Origin of the sequence: Calothrix sp. FACHB-168 (assembly GCF_963889195.1) — a bacterium.
Taxonomy (GTDB): Bacteria; Cyanobacteriota; Cyanobacteriia; order Cyanobacteriales; family Nostocaceae; genus Aulosira; species Aulosira anomala_A.
In genome coordinates, this window is record NZ_CAWPNJ010000014.1 from 70,191 (window position 1) to 89,799 (window position 19,609).

The 19,609-nt window shown below is 42.2% G+C and carries 17 protein-coding genes; 12 read left to right on the plus strand and 5 right to left on the minus strand.

The genetic code is table 11. The features are described from left to right. Nucleotides 1-370 precede the first annotated feature (370 nt). Nucleotides 371-3,412, plus strand: a complete 3,042-nt coding sequence (locus AACW45_RS07585) for a zinc-dependent metalloprotease (RefSeq protein ID WP_190632452.1) — start codon at nt 371-373, stop codon at nt 3,410-3,412. A gap of 310 nt (nt 3,413-3,722) precedes the next feature. Beyond that, on the plus strand, nt 3,723-4,058 hold the full coding sequence (locus AACW45_RS07590) for a XisI protein (protein ID WP_190538419.1): 336 nt from the start codon (nt 3,723-3,725) through the stop codon (nt 4,056-4,058). 200 nt (nt 4,059-4,258) lie between these two features. Here AACW45_RS07590 and AACW45_RS07595 read toward each other — a convergent pair whose 3' ends face one another. The 3 genes from AACW45_RS07595 to AACW45_RS07605 all read right to left on the minus strand — a co-directional run bounded on the left by AACW45_RS07595 (nt 4,259) and on the right by AACW45_RS07605 (nt 6,778). Continuing rightward, a complete protein-coding gene (locus tag AACW45_RS07595) occupies nt 4,259-4,993 on the minus strand; it encodes a DUF1995 family protein (RefSeq protein WP_190632453.1) in 735 nt (244 codons plus the stop codon). A gap of 352 nt (nt 4,994-5,345) precedes the next feature. Next, complete coding sequence (locus tag AACW45_RS07600; RefSeq protein ID WP_190632454.1) at nt 5,346-6,164, minus strand: SDR family oxidoreductase; 819 nt, start codon at nt 6,162-6,164, stop codon at nt 5,346-5,348. A gap of 161 nt (nt 6,165-6,325) precedes the next feature. Continuing rightward, nucleotides 6,326-6,778 (minus strand): endonuclease domain-containing protein, encoded by a 453-nt coding sequence (locus AACW45_RS07605; protein ID WP_190632455.1) that lies wholly within the window; start codon nt 6,776-6,778, stop codon nt 6,326-6,328. Nucleotides 6,779-7,014: 236 nt separating this feature from the next. On the opposite strand from AACW45_RS07605, the gene AACW45_RS07610 reads away from it, so the two are divergent. The 4 genes from AACW45_RS07610 (at nt 7,015) to AACW45_RS07625 (ending at nt 9,941) form a co-directional block, all read left to right on the plus strand. After that, nucleotides 7,015-7,989 (plus strand): phosphate/phosphite/phosphonate ABC transporter substrate-binding protein, encoded by a 975-nt coding sequence (locus AACW45_RS07610; protein WP_190632456.1) that lies wholly within the window; start codon nt 7,015-7,017, stop codon nt 7,987-7,989. A 162-nt stretch (nt 7,990-8,151) separates the two neighbouring features. Then, nucleotides 8,152-8,889, plus strand: a complete 738-nt coding sequence (locus tag AACW45_RS07615; protein ID WP_190632519.1) for a phosphonate ABC transporter ATP-binding protein — start codon at nt 8,152-8,154, stop codon at nt 8,887-8,889. 24 nt (nt 8,890-8,913) lie between these two features. Continuing rightward, the gene (phnE, locus tag AACW45_RS07620) at nt 8,914-9,708 is read left to right on the plus strand and encodes a phosphonate ABC transporter, permease protein PhnE (protein ID WP_190632457.1); all 795 of its coding nucleotides are present in this window, start codon (nt 8,914-8,916) and stop codon (nt 9,706-9,708) included. A gap of 80 nt (nt 9,709-9,788) precedes the next feature. Beyond that, complete coding sequence (locus AACW45_RS07625; RefSeq protein ID WP_190632458.1) at nt 9,789-9,941, plus strand: hypothetical protein; 153 nt, start codon at nt 9,789-9,791, stop codon at nt 9,939-9,941. A 24-nt stretch (nt 9,942-9,965) separates the two neighbouring features. Here AACW45_RS07625 and AACW45_RS07630 read toward each other — a convergent pair whose 3' ends face one another. Together AACW45_RS07630 and AACW45_RS07635 are read right to left on the minus strand one after the other, a co-directional pair. Further along, nucleotides 9,966-10,664 (minus strand): (2Fe-2S) ferredoxin domain-containing protein, encoded by a 699-nt coding sequence (locus AACW45_RS07630; protein ID WP_190632459.1) that lies wholly within the window; start codon nt 10,662-10,664, stop codon nt 9,966-9,968. 51 nt (nt 10,665-10,715) lie between these two features. Continuing rightward, nucleotides 10,716-10,967 (minus strand): Asr1405/Asl0597 family protein, encoded by a 252-nt coding sequence (locus AACW45_RS07635; protein ID WP_096644703.1) that lies wholly within the window; start codon nt 10,965-10,967, stop codon nt 10,716-10,718. 407 nt (nt 10,968-11,374) lie between these two features. Between AACW45_RS07635 and AACW45_RS07640 the strand changes: the two genes are divergently transcribed. The 6 genes from AACW45_RS07640 (at nt 11,375) to AACW45_RS07665 (ending at nt 19,574) form a co-directional block, all read left to right on the plus strand. Continuing rightward, the gene (locus tag AACW45_RS07640) at nt 11,375-11,929 is read left to right on the plus strand and encodes a Dps family protein (protein WP_190538410.1); all 555 of its coding nucleotides are present in this window, start codon (nt 11,375-11,377) and stop codon (nt 11,927-11,929) included. 521 nt (nt 11,930-12,450) lie between these two features. Further along, nucleotides 12,451-15,714: a carbamoyl-phosphate synthase large subunit gene (carB, locus tag AACW45_RS07645; protein ID WP_190632460.1), complete on the plus strand. Its 3,264-nt coding sequence runs from the start codon at nt 12,451-12,453 to the stop codon at nt 15,712-15,714. A 575-nt stretch (nt 15,715-16,289) separates the two neighbouring features. Beyond that, nucleotides 16,290-17,246 (plus strand): RNA polymerase sigma factor, RpoD/SigA family, encoded by a 957-nt coding sequence (locus tag AACW45_RS07650; RefSeq protein ID WP_096644700.1) that lies wholly within the window; start codon nt 16,290-16,292, stop codon nt 17,244-17,246. A 327-nt stretch (nt 17,247-17,573) separates the two neighbouring features. Continuing rightward, the gene (locus AACW45_RS07655) at nt 17,574-17,918 is read left to right on the plus strand and encodes a DUF760 domain-containing protein (protein WP_190632461.1); all 345 of its coding nucleotides are present in this window, start codon (nt 17,574-17,576) and stop codon (nt 17,916-17,918) included. A gap of 560 nt (nt 17,919-18,478) precedes the next feature. Further along, on the plus strand, nt 18,479-18,904 hold the full coding sequence (gene mutT / locus AACW45_RS07660) for an 8-oxo-dGTP diphosphatase MutT (protein WP_190632462.1): 426 nt from the start codon (nt 18,479-18,481) through the stop codon (nt 18,902-18,904). A gap of 205 nt (nt 18,905-19,109) precedes the next feature. Further along, nucleotides 19,110-19,574: a CBS domain-containing protein gene (locus AACW45_RS07665; protein WP_190538405.1), complete on the plus strand. Its 465-nt coding sequence runs from the start codon at nt 19,110-19,112 to the stop codon at nt 19,572-19,574. The last annotated feature ends 35 nt before the right edge of the window (nt 19,575-19,609 follow it).

Consider the following 19,609-nt stretch of genomic DNA (forward strand, 5'->3'; position numbering starts at 1 on the left):
GTGAAAAGTCTTTGAAGCTTAACTATTTTTCTCTGTATAAATTGAAATTGATCCGGTGAGAAGTTTTGCATTTGCCAGTAATTTCCTTGGTTTAATCCAGATTGTTATACTTTCTTATCAGCAAGTTTACTAATCTGATGCCAGAATAATACGTACTGTAGGCTACAGATATAATTGTTAGCAAAAATACTACAGGAAAACTGGCTAATAAAATTGCAGAATCGTGATGATAACTTAAATGAAAAGTTTACTGCTGCATATCAGACAGCTAATAATATTTTTTAAATAAGCTTATGTTAGATAACAGCAAAGCCGATGGACTTTGCCAATAATGAGAAATAGCTAATGATTGTTGTCGGGGGTAGATTAGATGAATAAATTAAGTCTTTATGTAATTTTGTTGTCTGGTTTGTTTTTGGGAGTAACAACTACTAGTGCTAAGTCATCACCTGTTAACAAAATAAATACTGAGTTACATAACAAACAAAAACAAGATAGATTTGGTGTAAATCAGACTACACCAGGAGTTATAGCGCCGTCTTCTAATGGTAAGTCAAGTTTAAAACCATTAAATAAATTAGATAATTATGCTAAAAAACCTGCTGTACCAACATCTCAGTTATCTAATTCTGGGGGAAAAGGCGGACAGCAAGTTTGGGTAATGAATCAAAACCAACAGCTACAACAACAACCGTTTAATTGGCTCGTTACTAGTCCTAAAGAAGCGGGAAAACAACCGTTGTTAGTAGCGGGAAAAACTCCAGAAAAGCCCAATGAAAAACCCAACGCATCGACTAAACCACCAAAGAAGGACGATCTAGAAGCCTTTGATGAAGTTACAAAAGATACAGAAAAGCAGCAGGGACTATTCACCATTTATCGGCAGAAAGAAAAGAATAAAATTTATTTAGAAATTCAGCCAGAGCAACTCAATAAAAATTATCTAGCTACATCAACCTTAGAATCGGGGATTGGCGAACAGGGTATTTATAGCGGGATGCCTTTGCAGGATTTTTTATTTTATTTCAAAAGGCTAGACAATAATTTACAATTTACTGTGCGGAATGTAAATTTTCGTACTAAAGACGGAGATCCTCAGGCGCGATCGCTCGCTCGGTCGTTTAGCGATTCTATACTCTACACTATCCCCATTAAAAGCATTCATCCAGAACGCAAAACCCTGCTTATTGACTTAGGGGATTTATTACTCACAGATTTAGCTGGTTTATCTTTGAGTTTGGGGATTCCTGGCGGTACAGATCAATCTTATTTTGGCAGTGCGAAAGTCTTTCCCGAAAACATCGAAGTCCAGACAGTATTAAATTTTTCTGGTGGTGGGAGTAGCAGCAGTCGGGAAAATCAGATGCTGAATTTTGAATCCCTAGCAGACAGTCGTGGCTTTACTTTACGCATCCACTATAGTCTTTCACAACTGCCAAATAATAAATATCAACCCCGTTTAGCAGACGAGCGCGTGGGCTATTTTATCACAGCCTATCAAGACTTATCCAAAGACGATCGCGGCGATCCATTTGTCCGCTATATTAATCGCTGGAACTTGGAAAAAGCAGACCCCCAAGCGCCTATATCTCGCCCGAAAAAGCCGATAGTATTTTGGATTGACAACGCTGTCCCTTATGAATACCGCGATGCGATTAAAGAAGGGATATTAATGTGGAATAAAGCATTTTTGCAAGCAGGATTCAAAGATGCCATTGAAGCTCGGCAAATGCCAGATAATGCTACATGGGACCCTGCGGATATTCGTTACAACACAATTCGCTGGATTAATACAATCGACGGCTTTTTTGCTAGGGGGCCATCCCGCGTCAATCCCTTAACTGGGGAAATTTTGGATGCAGATATTTTAGTCGATGGTAGTTTTGTCCGCGTCCTCAAAAATGAGTATCGCCAAATAGTACAACCCAACCAAGTACAAGGACGTAGTTCTTTAACAGCGTTGATGCAAAATAATGCACTGTGCGTCAATAAATTGGCTGGAAAATCCCAAAATAATCAGCAGCAGCAAAAGCCAATGTTGAGTCGGTTAGCTAAACTCGCTGGGGAGTCAGATTTGTGTTACGGAATCGAAGCTTCTAACCAGTTTGCTTTGGGTGCAATGGCGATGACATTGTTAGAAGACAACACCACCACTCAAGAGCAACTCAAAGAGTATATCCATCAATATCTACGTTTAATTATCGCCCATGAAGTCGGACATACCTTAGGCTTACGCCACAACTTCCGGGGTAGTAACTTGCTACCACCAGAGGAGTTAAACGATAAGCAAGTTACTGGTAATAAAGGCTTAACTGCTTCAGTTATGGATTATATTCCGCCAAATATTGCACCCCAAGGGACAAAGCAGGGCGATTATTTTCCTAGTATAGTAGGGCCTTATGATGACTGGGCGATTCAGTATGGCTATATGCCAACTCAAGCTTCAACTCCCATCGCCGAAAAACCGATTTTAGACGAAATTGCCAATCAATCCCATCGCCCAGAGTTAAGTTACTCTACAGATGAGGATCGCTATGACCTCGATCCTACAGCTAACGCTTGGGATAATAGCGGTAATGTTCTCCGCTATGCTCAATGGCAATTAGATAATTCTCGCGTCATGTGGGATCGGCTGAACAAACGTTATCCAGTAGCGGGTGAAAGTTATAGCGATCTTAGCGATCGCTTTGGTTCAGTATTGGGTAACTACTTCCAAAATATATTTTATACCACTAAATATATTGGCGGTCAGTCCTTTTATCGCGTCCATGCGGGGGAACCTCCCAGCAAAGCAGGTATTCGCCAACGCCGATTACCATTTGAACCTGTACCCTTAGAAGAACAACGCCAAGCTTTAGAAACCTTACAAAAGTATGTATTTGCTGAGGATGCTTTTAACTTCTCACCAGAACTGCTGAATAAATTAGCCCCTTCTCGTTGGTATCATTGGGGCAGTTATCCCTTAGTTGGGCGTTTAGACTACCCCATTCACGACTTGGTTTTAAACCTGCAAAGTGCGGTATTGGTAGATTTACTTTCAGGAGATCGCCTTTCTCGTCTCAAGGACATCGAACTCAAGAGTCCCCAAGGTAAAGCTTTGAGTCTGCCTGAATTATTTAATACCTTGCAAACTGGTATTTGGACAGAAGTCATAAAACCAAAAGGCAAGCCCCTGATGATTTCTAGCCTGCGTCGCGGATTGCAGCGTGAGTATGTAAATATACTAAGCGATATTATATTACGCAAAGAATACGTACCTGAAGATGCACGTACCTTAGCCTGGTATAAAATTCGCCAACTCAACGAGAAATTAGCAGGAGCCAATTCTGATGATGAGTATACCAAAGCCCATATTCTCGAAACACGCGATCGCATTGAGAAAATCTTGAATGCGCCGTTAAGGAGTAATTAAAAGGGCATGGGGCATTGCTCAGGTTCTTGCCCTTGTCTTTGCTGGTAAAGTAGCTTGCAAAATACAGCAGATTGCCAGTTGGTGAGGTACAGATGATTGTTGATTGTAGGGGCACTGGCACTGCCATGCCCCGAAGCTTCCACCTCATTTACCTGAAATATGCTGTATATCTAAATACCAATTTAAATAGCGTTTGCTGCACATCAATATATTCTAGAGGGCATGGCAATGCCATGCCCCTACCATTTGTCGCATTCTTTTTTCAAATAAATCTAATAATTTACGATGTCGAAACAGAGGAAATTATTCTATGGCAGACTTAAACCAATACCGTGAATGTATTCGGCAATTGCTGACAGAATATGCCCAGCTTACTGCATCTAATGATGAGATAGAATCACAAACAATTTTTGATGTAGAAAAAGACCATTACCAACTAATATATATCGGTTGGCAAAATAAACGCAGAATTTTTGGCCCGGTGATGCATTTTGATATTAAAAACGGCAAAATTTGGATTCAGTGGAATGGAACTGAAGAGGATGTAGGCGAAAAGCTAGCTGCAATGGGAGTACCAAAACATGATATTGTAGTCGGATTTCATCCGCCTTATATCCGTCAGTATACAGATTATGCCGTGAGTTAAATATCTACAAATTAATAAAATCTTATACAAATTTGAAAAAACAATGTGAAAGATTGTAGGGGCACTGGCATTGCCATGCCCTCTAGAATAGATGAATGTGCCAAAAAGCTTGTTTGATTTATTCTTAATCACAAAGCAATCTTGTCAAATGAAAAAATAGGGAGAATTGCTAGGGCACAATATTATTGTGCCCACATGTTTTAACTACTCAAAGCCTTTAAGAACCGTTGTAAACCCTTAAGTACGCTGGGCTTTTTCGCGGGTGCAGTATCGGTTGCTGTTTGTGGCTGTCCTTTCATGAGGATGATATCTAAGTCATCACCAGATGGCTTTGTCGGTAATTCGGCAATTTTTTCATACTCATCGCCCTTTTCTACCCAAACTGACCACTGACCGGGATAGCAACGAAAGACGGCAGTTTGGTCATCAACTGGGCGTAAGTAGTAGCAAGATTCGATGTTACCAATAAAACGCTGACGCACTTGTCTGGCGGCATAACCCAAGCCGACTATACCGTAATCTTCTAAGCGAGGATTTAAGAAAATTACAGGGCGATCGCCTATTTCTGCCATTAACTTTTCCATTTGCGGTACTTCTACAGAAGTTGGTGCAATAAACAGAAAAATTTCATCCTCTGGTTTAATTTTGGTATTAGGCGCATTAGCTCTACCCGTACCAATATCTGTAATTTGAAATGCAGCGTCTTTCCATTGGTTGCGTGCTAGAGCCGCAGCACCCGCATCAGCAAAGAAAACCTTCAAGCCTGAACCATATTCAGCAAATACAGGCAAATAATCTTCCGCCACTAGCATAAATTTAAGTTCGGGAAACAAAAACTCAACTTGTAGGCGAGTTTGTCCATCTGCTAGGGCTGCTTGGGTAGCTACGCGAGATTGGGCGATCGCTTCTTCAAGACTCTTGGGAAGTTTACTCATAGTCTGGCTCTTACTCTGGCTGTTAATTTGGTGTCTACCTTTATTGTTTCAGGATTCGCGATCTAACTTAGCAACCCTTCGTTGCTAAATGTAGTTCAAATTTGTCACTGTCGAGCTTAAAAATTGAATCAGTCTTGAGGATAGTTAGATATACAGCCTAGAGGAAGATTAAATCTGCCAAATTTTTGCATAAATTAATCTGGGATGTCTGTTTAAGCACCAGGATATAATCAGGCTTGGCTCAATGCCGAGCCTTTTTTTTGGATGAAGTAGCCCTTATGAATTGCTTACACCAGAACGGATGAAAAAACTTTCTTAACAGTCAACAGTCAACAGTCAACAGTCAACAGTGCTAGACAGTAGTTGGTTGTAAAAAAAGCTTCTCCCAGTCAAGGACAGCCGGTCTTGTTCCTTTATTCGCCAATTCATAAATTTGTCTTGCAGTGGCTGGGATAAAAATGCATTCTACACAAGCTGATGCGACATCGATGCGGCTAGCATCACCTGCAAGTTTATCGCCTTGACCGATAACTACACCCAACTTACTATCGGTTTTGGCTTTTAAAAGACTGTTGAGATCGTATGAGGTATAGGGGCCATCAATCAAACGTCCCGGACGGATAATAGTGTAGGGTAATCCAGAATTAGCGATCGCATGTTCACCTTTTTGTTTCGCATCCAGCACACCAAAACCATTGAGAATATTAAAAGGCGGCTGATCTTTACGCAAAACACCACAAGAAGACACAAACACAAATCGCTGAAGATTCGGCGGTGCTGCTGCTACTAAATTAATTACACCTTGAGCATCAACTTTTTGGGGACTGTTCTTCGCCCTAAATTCACGCAACTGCGGATCGAATAGTAGTTGCGCCCATTCAATCCAACTAGGATCGGGATCGAATTCCCATCGTCCAGAAGGAAAAGCAGTAGTACCAGTACAACAGATAATATGAGTAATATTCGCCATTGCGGCGGGTAATGTAGCGGCGTCGCGGATATCACCAACAGCAATTTCCACGCGATCGTTAAACATCTTTTGAGCTTTTGCTGGATTCCTTGTGAGAATGCGAACCCCTAAGCCTTTCTCTAGTAGTTCACCTACTACTAATTGTCCTACACCACCAGTAGCACCAGCAACCAGCACCAAATCTTTAACTGAAGAAGTCATAATAGCCCTTAATATCTTTATCTACTGCTTAATTTAATTAAAAATGCTGTGCTTGCCATCGCTCCCAAGGCATTACTCAAGCATTATTAAATTATTTCATTCAAACTATTTCAATTCTTAGCCCCCTCCTCGCTTGCGGGGAGGGGGTTGGGGGTGGGGTTCTACCGACTTTGCAGCTCATGCACAATCTTTACCAACGTCTCATCAATTGAATGCAAAACATCCTCATTTTTCAACCTCATCACCTTTAACCCAAGACTTTCCAAAAATTCTTGACGAATTGCATCTTCTTTTTGGGTATATTCGTGAATTCCACCATCAACTTCAATAATCAAATGCGCTTCTTGACAGTAAAAATCCACAATAAAGCGATCGATTACATGCTGACGGCGAAACTTAAAACCTAGTAGTTGCTTAGATCTCAACTTCTGCCATAGTTTCTTTTCTGCCAGTGTCGGTTCGCGCCGCATCTGTCGTGCTAATGGCTTGAGTTTTTCCCAAAGTTTTGGTGGTGCTTGCCAAGGAACCCCACCCCCTAACCCCCTCCCCGCAAGCGAGGAGGGGGAATCAGAGGGGGAATCCGAATTGGAATTTGATTGTTGGTTTTGAGACATTGATTTTTGTCTAATTTTTTCGTTGTTTATTGAGTTTTCCCAATCTTCGCACCGTCAAAACCAAAACAACTCCGCCCCATCAATCAACTTGCAGCTTAAATCTATGAAGTTCATTGATGAATGAGTAAGCCTTGCAAATATTGACTTTTATTCTCAAAAGTTCTAGATTGCTTTAAGGATTTACTTGCAACTAATTTGCAGAAATTTTGAGAAAAGTTCTTAATGGAGAGTGAGCAATGAGTGTGAGGAAAAAAGGCTTGTTGGCTGCTGGGGCTGCACTAACTGCCCTTGCAGGTGTAGTATTCAGCACATCTGGGGGATTAGAGGCAATTACTACTAATTCCACTATTAATCAACAAGCACCTACTTTGCTTGCCCAAAAAATTAATTCGTTGACAATAGTTTTTCCTAGTAGATCTGATTCCACTGATTTGCAAAATAAAGCCAATGCTGTAGGCGCGTTTTTATCTAAAGAACTGGGGATACCAGTGAAAGCACAAGTGGGTGATGATACAGCTGCGGTGGAAGCATTAAGAGCAAATCGCGCTGATGTCGCTTTCTTGAGCAGCCGTCCGGCGTTGAAAGCTGAACAATTAGCTAATGCTCGTTTGTATTTAGCTGAGGTGCGCGATAACTATTCAGGAAGATACACCTATAGCTCAGTATTTGTAGTTCCCAAAAATAGCCCTTTAAAAAGTAGAAACAACGCCAAAGGTACCCTAGAACAACTACGCGGTAAAAGAATGGCGTTTACCTCTCCTACTTCTGGTTCCGGGTTTATTTTCCCCACTAGTGAATTAGTTAAACAGGGATTTGTCCCCGATAAAGACCGCTTAAATGGGTTCTTCGGTCAAGTTAGCTATGGTGGTAATTACAGCAAAGCACTGCAAGCTGTACTGCGCGGACAAGCGGATGTGGCTGCTGTATCAGAATATGCGCTAAATCCTCCGTATATTACCGCAGAAGAAAAAAATCAGTTGCGCGTACTGCATAGAATTGCTGGCGTACCTGCTCACGGTATCGCCATTGATGATGATGTTCCCGCACCCATGCGCGAAAAAATTATTAATGCCCTACTCAAGTTAAATCAATCACAAAACAATCAGCTACTACGTAACTTATATAACTCTACAGAATTAGTGAGAGTAGATCACAATCGTCACCTAGCACCAGTACGGAATGCACTGGCAAGTATTGGTATTGAACCGTAGTTGACAAAAGGCATGAGGCAGAGAGGGACAAGGGAAGGACGACAAAAACAATTGTAGAGACGCGATTAATCGCGTCTCTACCCAATGCCCAATGCCCAATGCCCCAGCCCCAGCCCCATGCCCATTTTGATAACCTTACATACTGGTGGAATTAATTTAGGGATGAACGATTATGTAATTGAGTGCCATAACTTAGAGACAGCTTATGTAAATTCTCTGAATCGCCCGATTCTTAATGGCATTAATTGTCAAATTAATCGGGGCGAATTTGTCGTCTTATTAGGACTAAATGGCGCTGGTAAATCTACCCTACTGCGATCGCTTGTAGGATTAGTACCCCTAGTTAAGGGTGAAATTCAAATTAATGGTGTGAGAATGACACCCCGCACATTACCAGCAATTAGGCGTGATGTGGCGATGCTGTTTCAAGGTGGCGGATTAATTCGCCAGTTATCTGCTATCGAAAATGTGCTTTGTGGACGCTTGGGTAGTCGGACAACTTGGCAAACTTTATTTGGTTTTGGGCGACGCGATCGCCTTTTGGCATTAGATTTATTAGAACAGTTGGGTTTAAAAGAATTCGCTGAACAAAAAACCAGCCAACTCAGTGGGGGACAACAGCAACGAGTTGCGATCGCTCGTGCTTTAATTCAATCACCACAAATTCTCTTAGCTGATGAACCCATCACCGGCTTGGATGTCATCGCTTGTCAACAAGTGATGCAGACTTTATCAGAATTGCATTCTCAACAAGGCATGACAATTGTGACGGTATTGCACGATCTGGGTATAGCAGCTGAATATGCCCAAAGAGCGATCGTTGTCGATGCCGGATGTATTGTTTATGACGGTGCTTGCGACAACCTGCAAGCAAAATTTGCCCAATTATCCCAAGTGTAGAGTATAACAGCGCAAATACCCATTATGAATTACTTATTTAATTCCCATCCTCTGCGGCGCTACCCTTGGGTAAGTTTTTTAATTTTCCTGTTAATAGCCGTTGTCGTTTATAGTTGGGCATTACAAGGACTCAAAGTTGATTTTGCCTTAGTTTCTAACAGCTGGCCTTATATCACTGACTTTATCTCCCGTTTATTTCCACCAGATACAACAGTTTTGGATATAGCCATTCAAGCGTTAATTGAAACTGTACAAATGTCACTATGGGGAACTACTATCGGTGCAATTATTTCCGTACCAATTGCTGTAGCTAGTGCCAACAATGTATCCCCAAAATGGTTGCAATGGTTAGCCAACTTACTACAAAATACTGTCCGTTCCGTTCCTTCAATTATTCTAGGGTTAATTTTTGTCGCCGCTACAGGATTAGGCGCACCAGCCGGGACTTTAGCTTTAGGAATTTATACTATTGGTTATCTAGCTAAATTTTATCAACAGGCGATTGAGTCCGTGAATTCGCGCTCCATAGAATCTTTAGAAGTTATCGGTGCATCTAAATTACAAATTGCCCAATATGGAATTTTACCCCAAGTACTACCTTTGGGATTAGGTTATACATTTTGGATGTTTGAATATAATATCCGCGCTGCTTCTGTGTTGGGTGTAGTGGGTGCAGGTGGTATTGGCTTTCAGTTGAAAAGTTACATTGACGGATTTGAGTACAACAAAGCTACAACCATGATGCTAGTACTTTTAGTAGTCGTCACAGTTATTGATGCGTTTAGTAGCCAGTTACGCCGCCGTCTCGATTCTATGTAGTTTCATTTGATGTGTGAACAAAAGGGAGAAGGGAGACAAGGAGGAAAAACAAATGACTATTGACTATTGAGCAATGCCCAATGCCCAATGCCCCATGCCCATTTTTAAACCTTATCTATTGTTTTTTCAAATCGTTATTACTTCCAGCATTGATTTTTAAAAGTACTAGTTTTGCAAATATTTCGCAAAAAATTTGCAAAACTATAGTACCCAAAATAAAAAGAAAAGAGTAAAAAATTTCTTGTAATATATTCTCATTAACGAGTGGCAATTCCACTAGCTATAGATTGTATTGGAATAGGTACTTCTGTTACTTCTTCTAACTGGCGTTCTGGATTGCGATCGCCAAAATGTTTATCTATGATATTGGAGACTTGTGCGGCACTTATGCGAGTGTAGCGGGTTTTATCGGGCATAACTACGTTAGGGCCAGCTTTGCAGTTTTTCATACAGCCAGTACCTTTGATGGTAACTTGGTCTTCTAAACCGCGATCGCTTAAAGCCGCTTCCAACGCCTGACAAACTCCCTTACCACCGCGCTTCATGCAGTCAGATTTTTGACATACCAAAATCGTACTTTTACTTTTACTTGGCTTGGCATCAGCTTGAGTAATTGATGACGGTTTCGGTTGGTGAGAGATAGGTGAAGGAATACCCATCTGTGTAATTTTCTCATTTGCCGTATCTTGTCGCGCTGCCATCACCCGTTCAGCTTTAAATGTGACTTCACCCGATGCTAATTTGTGCTTTTTCTTACCTACAATTTGCAGCCAAGTACCTCGCGGTAAGTGTAAATCAAAAGCAAATCTTAAATGTTTCGCTAATTTTATATAACATTCACCCTCAGCCGTCCATATCTGCAAGCCTTTAAGCTTATACCCATCTTTAATCACAAAATCCATAAACCTGCCCTCAAGGCAAAAATCTGATATTTGCTGATTGTGGTATTCACTCATGTCTTTGTACCTAATTATATTGATTGGGACATAGTATTCAGCGAGAAAGTCTTAGCGGTAGCGACTTTGCCAGCATTTTTCCAGACTCCAAATTAAGTCTTGACGCGCAAGTGTAAATTGACGCATCAAGCACCAAAGTTGAATAGCCGCTAGAGAATTGCTAATTTCAACTTTCAACGGCTGATTAGGCTCACACCAACAAGGAATATCTAGTTCTTGTAAACGTTGATACACCTGCCAGCGATCTACCCAATTCACCTCTAAAACATGCTTGCTTTCGACTTGTGAGCTAGACGGTTTCAAGAAATGTATCCTCAAAGTGCAACAAACTTGCAGTAACTACCGCGCTTTAATTCGCTGCTGTTTCCCATTTTGGGGACTTCAGCTTTATAAACCAGCATAACCTAAGTGCAAACAATTCTCATTTATTTTAGATAAGAATCTCAAATACTTGCAATGATCTCCCATCAAAGAGGCAGGGGATAGGGGGACAAAGGGGACAAGGGGGACAAGGAGGACAAGGAGGAAAATTGTACAGACGCGATTCATCGCGTCTCTGCAACTGACTATCAACACACTTCACGCAATGAATAATTTTAATGAGAAAAATTTAAAATTCCATAAAATTAATTGGAATTGCGTTTAATTTTGAGAGTGTTACTATGTAGAAACTCAGCAGTTAAACCTAACTGATAAAAGCGAGGAGAACCATGTCTGAAACTACAACAGTGTTACGGAATTTCGGTGATGTTTATGACAATCCTGTCTTATTAGATCGCAGTGTAACCGCACCTGTTACAGAAGGATTTAACGTTGTTTTAGCTAGTTTTCAAGCACTTTCCTTGCAGTACCAAAAACATCATTTTGTTGTTGAGGGTGCAGAATTTTACTCATTACATGAGTTTTTTAATGACAGCTACAAAGATATCCAAGATCATATTCATGAAATTGGCGAACGCTTAGATGGATTAGGTGGTGTACCAGTTGCTACCTTCAGCAAATTGGCCGAATTAACTTGTTTTACGCAAGAGCCAGATGGCGTATATTCTTCGCGTCAAATGGTAGAAAATGACCTGGCAGCAGAACAAGCTATTATTGGTGTAATTCGTCGCCAAGCTGCTCAGGCAGAAAGTTTGGGCGATCGTGGTACACGCTATCTCTACGAAAAAATCCTGTTAAAAACTGAAGAACGCGCCTATCATTTATCCCACTTCCTAGCTAAAGACAGCTTAACCTTGGGTTTTGTCCAACCTGCGCAAAACTAAAACTCTCATAATTCGATAAGTTGCTTTTAACAGCATAAAAACTAGGCAGAAATAAGTCTTAAGAAAATATTAAATTTTTGCAGAGAGTAGGCTAACTACATCTCTGCAATTTTTAATGATTAATGTATACCAATTAACAAAATATTGACGATTATAAAATATTCTTTATTAGCTACTTAGCAATATTTTTATTTAATGTTACCGTAATTTAATTAATTATCAACTATATATTATGTACAAACTTCAGAATCTTTTGCAAAAAATTGTCATCTTCAATAAAAATTAGTCATTGGTCATTGGTCAATAGTCATTAGTCATTGGTCATTGGTCAATAGTTATTAACAAGGAAATAAATAATAGTTATTTGCCCCCCTTCCCTTGTCCTCCTTGTCCCCCTTCCCTGCCCCCTACACCCCCACTCTGTCATCAAACTTAGAAAACTTGATAATAAAAGGCGTGACCAGGGATAAACAATCTTAAAATAATCAGGATTTGTATTCTCGTACTCCATCCCAAAGACTATGCCCCGCCGTCAAGATATCCGGAAGATACTGCTTTTAGGTTCTGGCCCGATTGTCATCGGACAAGCCTGTGAATTTGACTATTCTGGTACTCAAGCTTGTAAGGCTTTACGTGAAGAAGGTTATGAAGTGGTGCTGGTGAACTCTAACCCAGCAACTATTATGACCGATCCGGAAACAGCCGATCGCACTTATATTGAACCGCTAACACCGGAATTAGTCGCCAAAGTTATCGCTAAAGAGCGCCCTGACGCTTTACTACCAACAATGGGCGGACAAACTGCGCTGAATCTCGCCGTAGCTTTGGCAAAAAATGGTGTTTTAGACGAGTATGGCGTGGAGTTAATTGGCGCTAAACTCCCAGCGATTGAAAAAGCTGAAGACAGAAAACTTTTCAATGATGCAATGGCGAAAATTGGGGTGAATGTCTGTCCCAGTGGTACAGCTTCATCTTTAGAAGAATCTAAAGCGATCGCTCGCCGCATTGGGACTTATCCTTTAATTATCCGTCCTGCTTTCACAATGGGTGGTACGGGTGGCGGTATTGCTTACAACCAAGAAGAATTTGAAGAAATGGCTCAGGTTGGTATCGATGCTAGCCCAGTTTCCCAAATTCTCATTGACCAATCTTTACTCGGTTGGAAAGAGTATGAATTGGAAGTCATGCGAGATTTAGCAGATAACGTGGTAATTATCTGTTCCATCGAAAACTTTGACCCGATGGGTATCCACACCGGCGACTCGATTACCGTCGCGCCAGCCCAAACCCTCACCGATAAAGAATATCAACGGTTGCGGGATATGGCAATTAAAATCATCCGCGAAATCGGTGTAGAAACTGGCGGTTCTAATATCCAGTTTGCCGTGAATCCAGTGAACGGGGATGTGGTTGTCATTGAAATGAACCCCCGTGTATCTCGTAGTTCCGCCCTTGCTTCTAAAGCTACCGGATTTCCCATTGCTAAAATGGCGGCGAAGTTAGCTGTCGGGTATACCTTGGATGAAATTAGAAACGATATCACCAAGCAAACCCCGGCATCCTTTGAACCGACAATTGACTATGTAGTTACCAAAATCCCCCGGTTTGCGTTTGAAAAGTTTCCCGGTTCGGAAGCAGTGTTAACTACGCAAATGAAGTCCGTCGGTGAAGCCATGTCCATCGGGCGGACTTTTAACGAATCCTTTCAAAAAGCCCTGCGTTCCTTAGAAACCGGACGCGCTGGCTGGGGTTGCGATAAAGCCGAAAAATTACCCAGTGGCGAACAAATTCGCGCTCAATTACGCACGCCGAACCCAGAGCGGATTTTTGCTTTGCGTCATGCTTTATTACTGGGGCTAACTAATGACGAAATCTACGAACTTACAGGAATTGATCCTTGGTTCCTCGATAAATTACAACAAATCCTCGAAGTTGAGAAATTACTCAAACGCACGCCGTTGCAGCAATTGACAAAAGAGCAGATGTATGCAGTCAAACGTGAGGGATTTAGCGATCGCCAAATTGCCTTTGCAACCAAAACCACCGAAGATGAAGTGCGGACATATCGCCAACAATTAGGAGTCATACCGGTTTACAAAACTGTAGATACCTGCGCCGCCGAATTTGAAGCGTTTACGCCTTATTACTATTCCACCTACGAAGACGAAACGGAAGTTTTACCCACCACCAAGCCAAAAGTGATGATTTTAGGTGGTGGCCCCAACCGCATCGGCCAGGGAATTGAGTTTGATTACTGCTGTTGTCACGCCGCCTATGCCCTCAAAGGTGCTGGGTATGAGACGATTATGGTCAACTCTAACCCAGAGACAGTCTCTACAGATTATGACACGAGCGATCGCCTGTACTTTGAGCCGCTAACCAAAGAAGATGTCCTCAACATCATCGAAGCTGAGAACCCTGTAGGCATCATTATCCAATTTGGCGGACAAACACCCTTGAAATTAGCTGTACCTTTACAAAAGTATTTGCAGCAGCTAAAAGCCGGGGAAAATTCTGTCATTCCCCAAATTTGGGGAACATCGCCCGATTCTATCGATATGGCAGAAGATAGGGAAAGATTTGAGAAAATTCTCAACCAGTTAAATATTGCTCAACCACCCAACGGTACCGCCCGCAATTACGAAGACGCGCTGATTGTCGCTAAACGCATCGGTTATCCGGTGGTAGTGCGTCCCAGCTATGTATTGGGAGGAAGGGCGATGGAAATTGTCTACTCCGATACAGAATTAGAACGCTACATGACGTTTGCGGTACAGGTAGAACCAGATCACCCGATTTTGATTGATAAATTCTTAGAAAATGCCATCGAAGTTGATGTAGATGCGATCGCTGACCACACTGGCCGCGTTGTAATTGGTGGTATTATGGAACACATCGAACAGGCTGGGATTCATTCTGGTGATTCTGCTTGCTCCTTACCTTCCATTTCCCTCCCACCGGCAGTGCTAAATCAAATTCGCACTTGGACAGTACAGCTAGCACAGGCGCTTTCAGTAATCGGGCTGATGAATATTCAGTTTGCTGTTGTTGGTGCTAGTAGCTATTCGCCGCAAATTTACATTCTTGAAGCCAACCCCCGCGCTTCTCGGACTGTACCCTTTGTATCTAAAGCCACTGGTGTACAGTTGGCAAAACTGGCATCCTTAATTATGTCCGGTAAAACCTTAGAAGAGCTAGGCTTTACCCAAGAAGTAATTCCCCGTCACATAGCAGTAAAAGAAGCCGTACTGCCATTTAATAAATTCCCTGGTACAGATACCATATTGGGGCCCGAAATGCGCTCCACAGGTGAAGTTATGGGAATTGACAGCGACTTTGGCCGCGCCTATGCTAAAGCCGAAATTGGTGCGGGGGAAAGGTTACCCTTATCAGGAACCGTCTTCGTCTCCATGAACGATCGCGATAAAGCCCCAGCCGTTAACGTCATCCAAGAATTTATCGATTTAGGCTTTACGGTAATGGCGACATTTGGGACACGCAAAGTCCTGCAGGAACATGGCTTAGATGTGGAATTAGTCCTAAAACTCCATGAAGGGCGTCCCCACGTTCTCGACGCCATCAAAAACCAGAAAATCCAACTAATTATCAACACCCCATCGGGAGAAGAAGCCCATACTGATGCCAGGTTAATCCGCCGCACAGCCTTGGCTTACAAAATCCCCATCATCACCACCATCGCCGGTGCCAAAGCCACCGTCGCCGCCATTCGTTCTCTGCAATCTACCACTTTAGATGTAAAAGTCCTGCAAGATTATTGTGTTTAAGTAGGGCATAGGGCATAGGGCATGGGGCATGGGGAGTCAACAGTCAACAGTCAACGGTCAACAGTCAATTGTCTCCCTGCTCCCTGCTCCCCAGCCCCTCCCCGCCCCTAGCAAAAATTAAGCAATTGTTATAGATGATTCTTTATAGAAACCATTGAGTTATTTTAAGAAATATGAGAAATAGTCACTGCCGCCAGCAAAACCTATTCTGAGCTACTAAACCATATCTAAATATATGACTGCCTTACATCAACTGAAACCGTCTGTAACATCGAGGCAAATCAATGATCCGATTTCTCTCATAAATGTTACAATTATTAATGATGAAATAATCCAAAAAATGTACTACTCATTACGGTTTATCTAACTCTAGATACTTGTGCAACCTGGTGAATAACTGTAACGTCTAGAACAGTTAAGCACCAAATTGAATTAATATGACCAGCCGAGCTTCTCGGACAAGTAAATCGCCAACTATAGCCTGGGTTCTCCTTTCAACTGGGTAGCACCCTAGCAAAGCATCTATCACTTAATCACCCCACTGTCAAATCCAATAATTAGCAATGAGTAGCGCCATGAAGACCGCTCAGACAGCCACGGACCTCGTGCGGACTTACCTGCGTGAGATTGGCCGTGTGCCACTCCTGACCCACGAAGAAGAGATTTTTTATGGCAAACAGGTGCAGCGTTCAACTGCTTTGCATGATTTAAGAGAGGAGCTAGCCACCCAGTTAGGTCATCAACCAACCTTAGAAGAATGGGCAAAAGCATCACAGTTAGAATTGGCTGAGTTAAACGAAGCGATCGCTGATGGTGAATATGCCAAGCGAAAGATGGTAGAAGCTAACTTGCGGCTGGTGGTATCTGTTGCCAAAAAGTATATTAAGCGTAACGTCGATCTACTTGACTTGATTCAAGAAGGTAGTATCGGGATGCAACGCGGGGTAGAGAAATTTGACCCCACAAAAGGCTATAGATTTTCAACTTATGCTTATTGGTGGATTAGACAAGCGATTACCAGAGCGATCGCAGAAAAAGCGCGGACAATTCGCTTACCAATCCACATCACCGAAAAACTTAATAAAATTAAAAAAGCCCAGCGACAATTATCGCAAAAACTAGGACGAGCGCCTTCGGCTGGTGAACTAGCGCAAGAATTAGATTTGACACCGAAGCAGGTACGCGAGTATCTCGAAAAAGCCCGTCTACCCCTATCGCTTGATTTGCGCTTGGGAGACAATTATGATACCGAACTCGGAGAAATGCTGGAAGATCCCGGTGCTTCTCCAGAAGAGTTTGTCATGCAATCTTCCCTATCTTTGGACTTAGAACGCTTGATGGGAGATCTCACACCCCAGCAGAAAGAAGTAATTACCCTGCGCTTTGGCTTAATGGATGGACAAGCTTTAACATTAGCGAGAATTGGCGAAATCCTCAACATTAGCCGCGAACGAGTCAGACAAATTGAACGGGAAGCCTTAACCAAACTGCGCAAATCTAAAGCCAACATGGATGAGTATTTGGCTAGTTAGTCATTTGTCAGAGACGCGATTAATCGCGTCTGTACAATTAATTGTCAATTATTATCTGTCTTCTCTCACAAAGCCTGAGCTAAGTCTGTCCTAGCTCAGGCTTTGCGCCTTATTATTTACCAATGCCCCATGCCCCATGCCCCATGCCCAATAGGTGAGAAAACACCAATCCTTTTGGTACGGTTACACCGACTGACTATCAATATATAACTTGTTACATTAGTTGACAGGAACAGGAAAGCACTAGCTAAGGTCAATTAAGGGTAGGCGTTGATTTGGAACCTTCATCAACACCGCAGCTAGTAGTATTAGTCAAGGAGTTGAAACGTGAGTAACCCATCCAATCGAGTCTCAGAATTTTTTAACAGTGAGTCAGAAACTAACGATACACTCTGGCAATATGTTAAGTCTTTGAGTCCAGAGACAGTTTCCCAGTTATCTAAACCTACTTCTGGAGAAGTGCTTCAGGTAATGGAACGCAATATTGTCGGGCTTTTGGGTAATCTCCCTTCAGAACACTTTGGCGTTACGATCACTACTAGCAGAGAAAGTCTCGGTCGGCTTTTAGCTTCGGCAATGATTAGCGGTTACTTTTTGCGTAACGCTGAACAAAGAATGAACTTTGAAATGGCCTTACAAGGCACAGAAACCAACGATAGCGAAATTGAATAACAATGCTGTTGAGTTTATTTATAGACTCAGCCAAGCTGATATCAGTGACAAATATTTCTCTGCAAAATCCTAATCTCCTCCTCATAATTTACCCCTAACTCATGGATGAAAATAAAATCAATGGTTGGGGGTTAATCATATTAAGGGACTTCCAAATAAAAAAATATTCCAATCATTAACTTACCAAACCCGCAACTCGTAGGGGCGGGGTTATCCCGCCCCTACAATTTGGCATAATTTATTTTTTGGAGTTCCCTAAAACTAGCATCCGGCAAGAAAATACTCATTATCAAGAATTAAAGTAACAACAATAGGTAGAATAAGTAGGCAAATCTACTCGGCAGATATAGATACTTTGCCGGGTTACAGCGAATTGCAAGTTGGTGAGGTAAAGATAATCGTTGATTGTAGGGGCATTGGCACTGCCATGCCCCAAAGTGCGTACCTCATTTACCTGAAATATGCTGTAGGTTTTTGAAATGCATGTATTAAGGATTTCAGTCCTGACTAAAAATACATAAACACCCAGCCCTACTAATTTTTAATTTCCCCCATTAACTATGAGTGAAACTATTTCTCTCCTACCCCACAAAATTATCGGTGTAGCCGTAATTTGGAATGACCAAGAGCAAATTTTAATCGATCGCCGGCGTGCTGGGGGAGCAATGGGGGGTTTATGGGAGTTCCCAGGCGGAAAAATCGAGCCTGGTGAAACTATAGAAGAATGTATTCAACGGGAAATTTATGAAGAACTGGGAATAGAAATTGCTGTAGGCGAACATCTCATTACCATTGACCACACTTATACAGAGTTGCGCGTTACCCTGACAGTACATCACTGCCGCCATCTAGCAGGTATTCCCCAAGCCATAGAATGTGACGAAATTCGCTGGGTAAGTCTAGCAGAATTAGAAAATTTTGCTTTCCCCAAAGCCAATGTGGAAATTATTGCCGCACTCAAGCAGGTTGTAGGGGCTAGGGGATGAGGCTGGGGGGCAGGGAGCAGGGAGCAGGGGGATAAGGAGGACAAGGAGGACATGGGGGACAAATGCCCAATGCCCAATGCCCAATGCCCCATGCCCCATGCCCCATGCCCCATGCCCAAGTAACGATGTATTAACTGTATCTGGTTACGACGCGCAATTTTTTAAAATAAACCCAGAGACTTTGATATAAGGTGTTAGTAAACAAATGCCGAAAACAGTTGCCGACGTAATGAGCCACGATCCAGTTGTTGTTCGCTCAGAAACTCCACTGAAGGAAGCCATTCAAATTCTGGCAGAAAGACGCATTAGCGGTCTACCTGTTGTAGATGATGTTGGTAAATTGGTAGGCATTATCTCAGAAACAGATCTGATGTGGCAAGAAACAGGTGTGACTCCTCCGGCTTACATCATGTTTCTCGATAGTGTGATCTATTTACAAAATCCCGGTGATTATGAACGTGACTTGCACAAAGCACTAGGCCAAACTGTCGGGGATGTGATGAGCAAAAATCCAATTACCATTACCCCTGATAAAACTTTAAAAGAAGCAGCCAAAATCATGCACGATCGCAGCGTTCACCGTCTCCCGGTACTTGACAGCGCGGGTCAAGTAATTGGTATCCTCACCCGTGGTGATATTATTCGCGCAATGGCTGCAAGTCAAGATTAGTCAACAGTCAATAGTCAACAGTCAACAGTCAACAA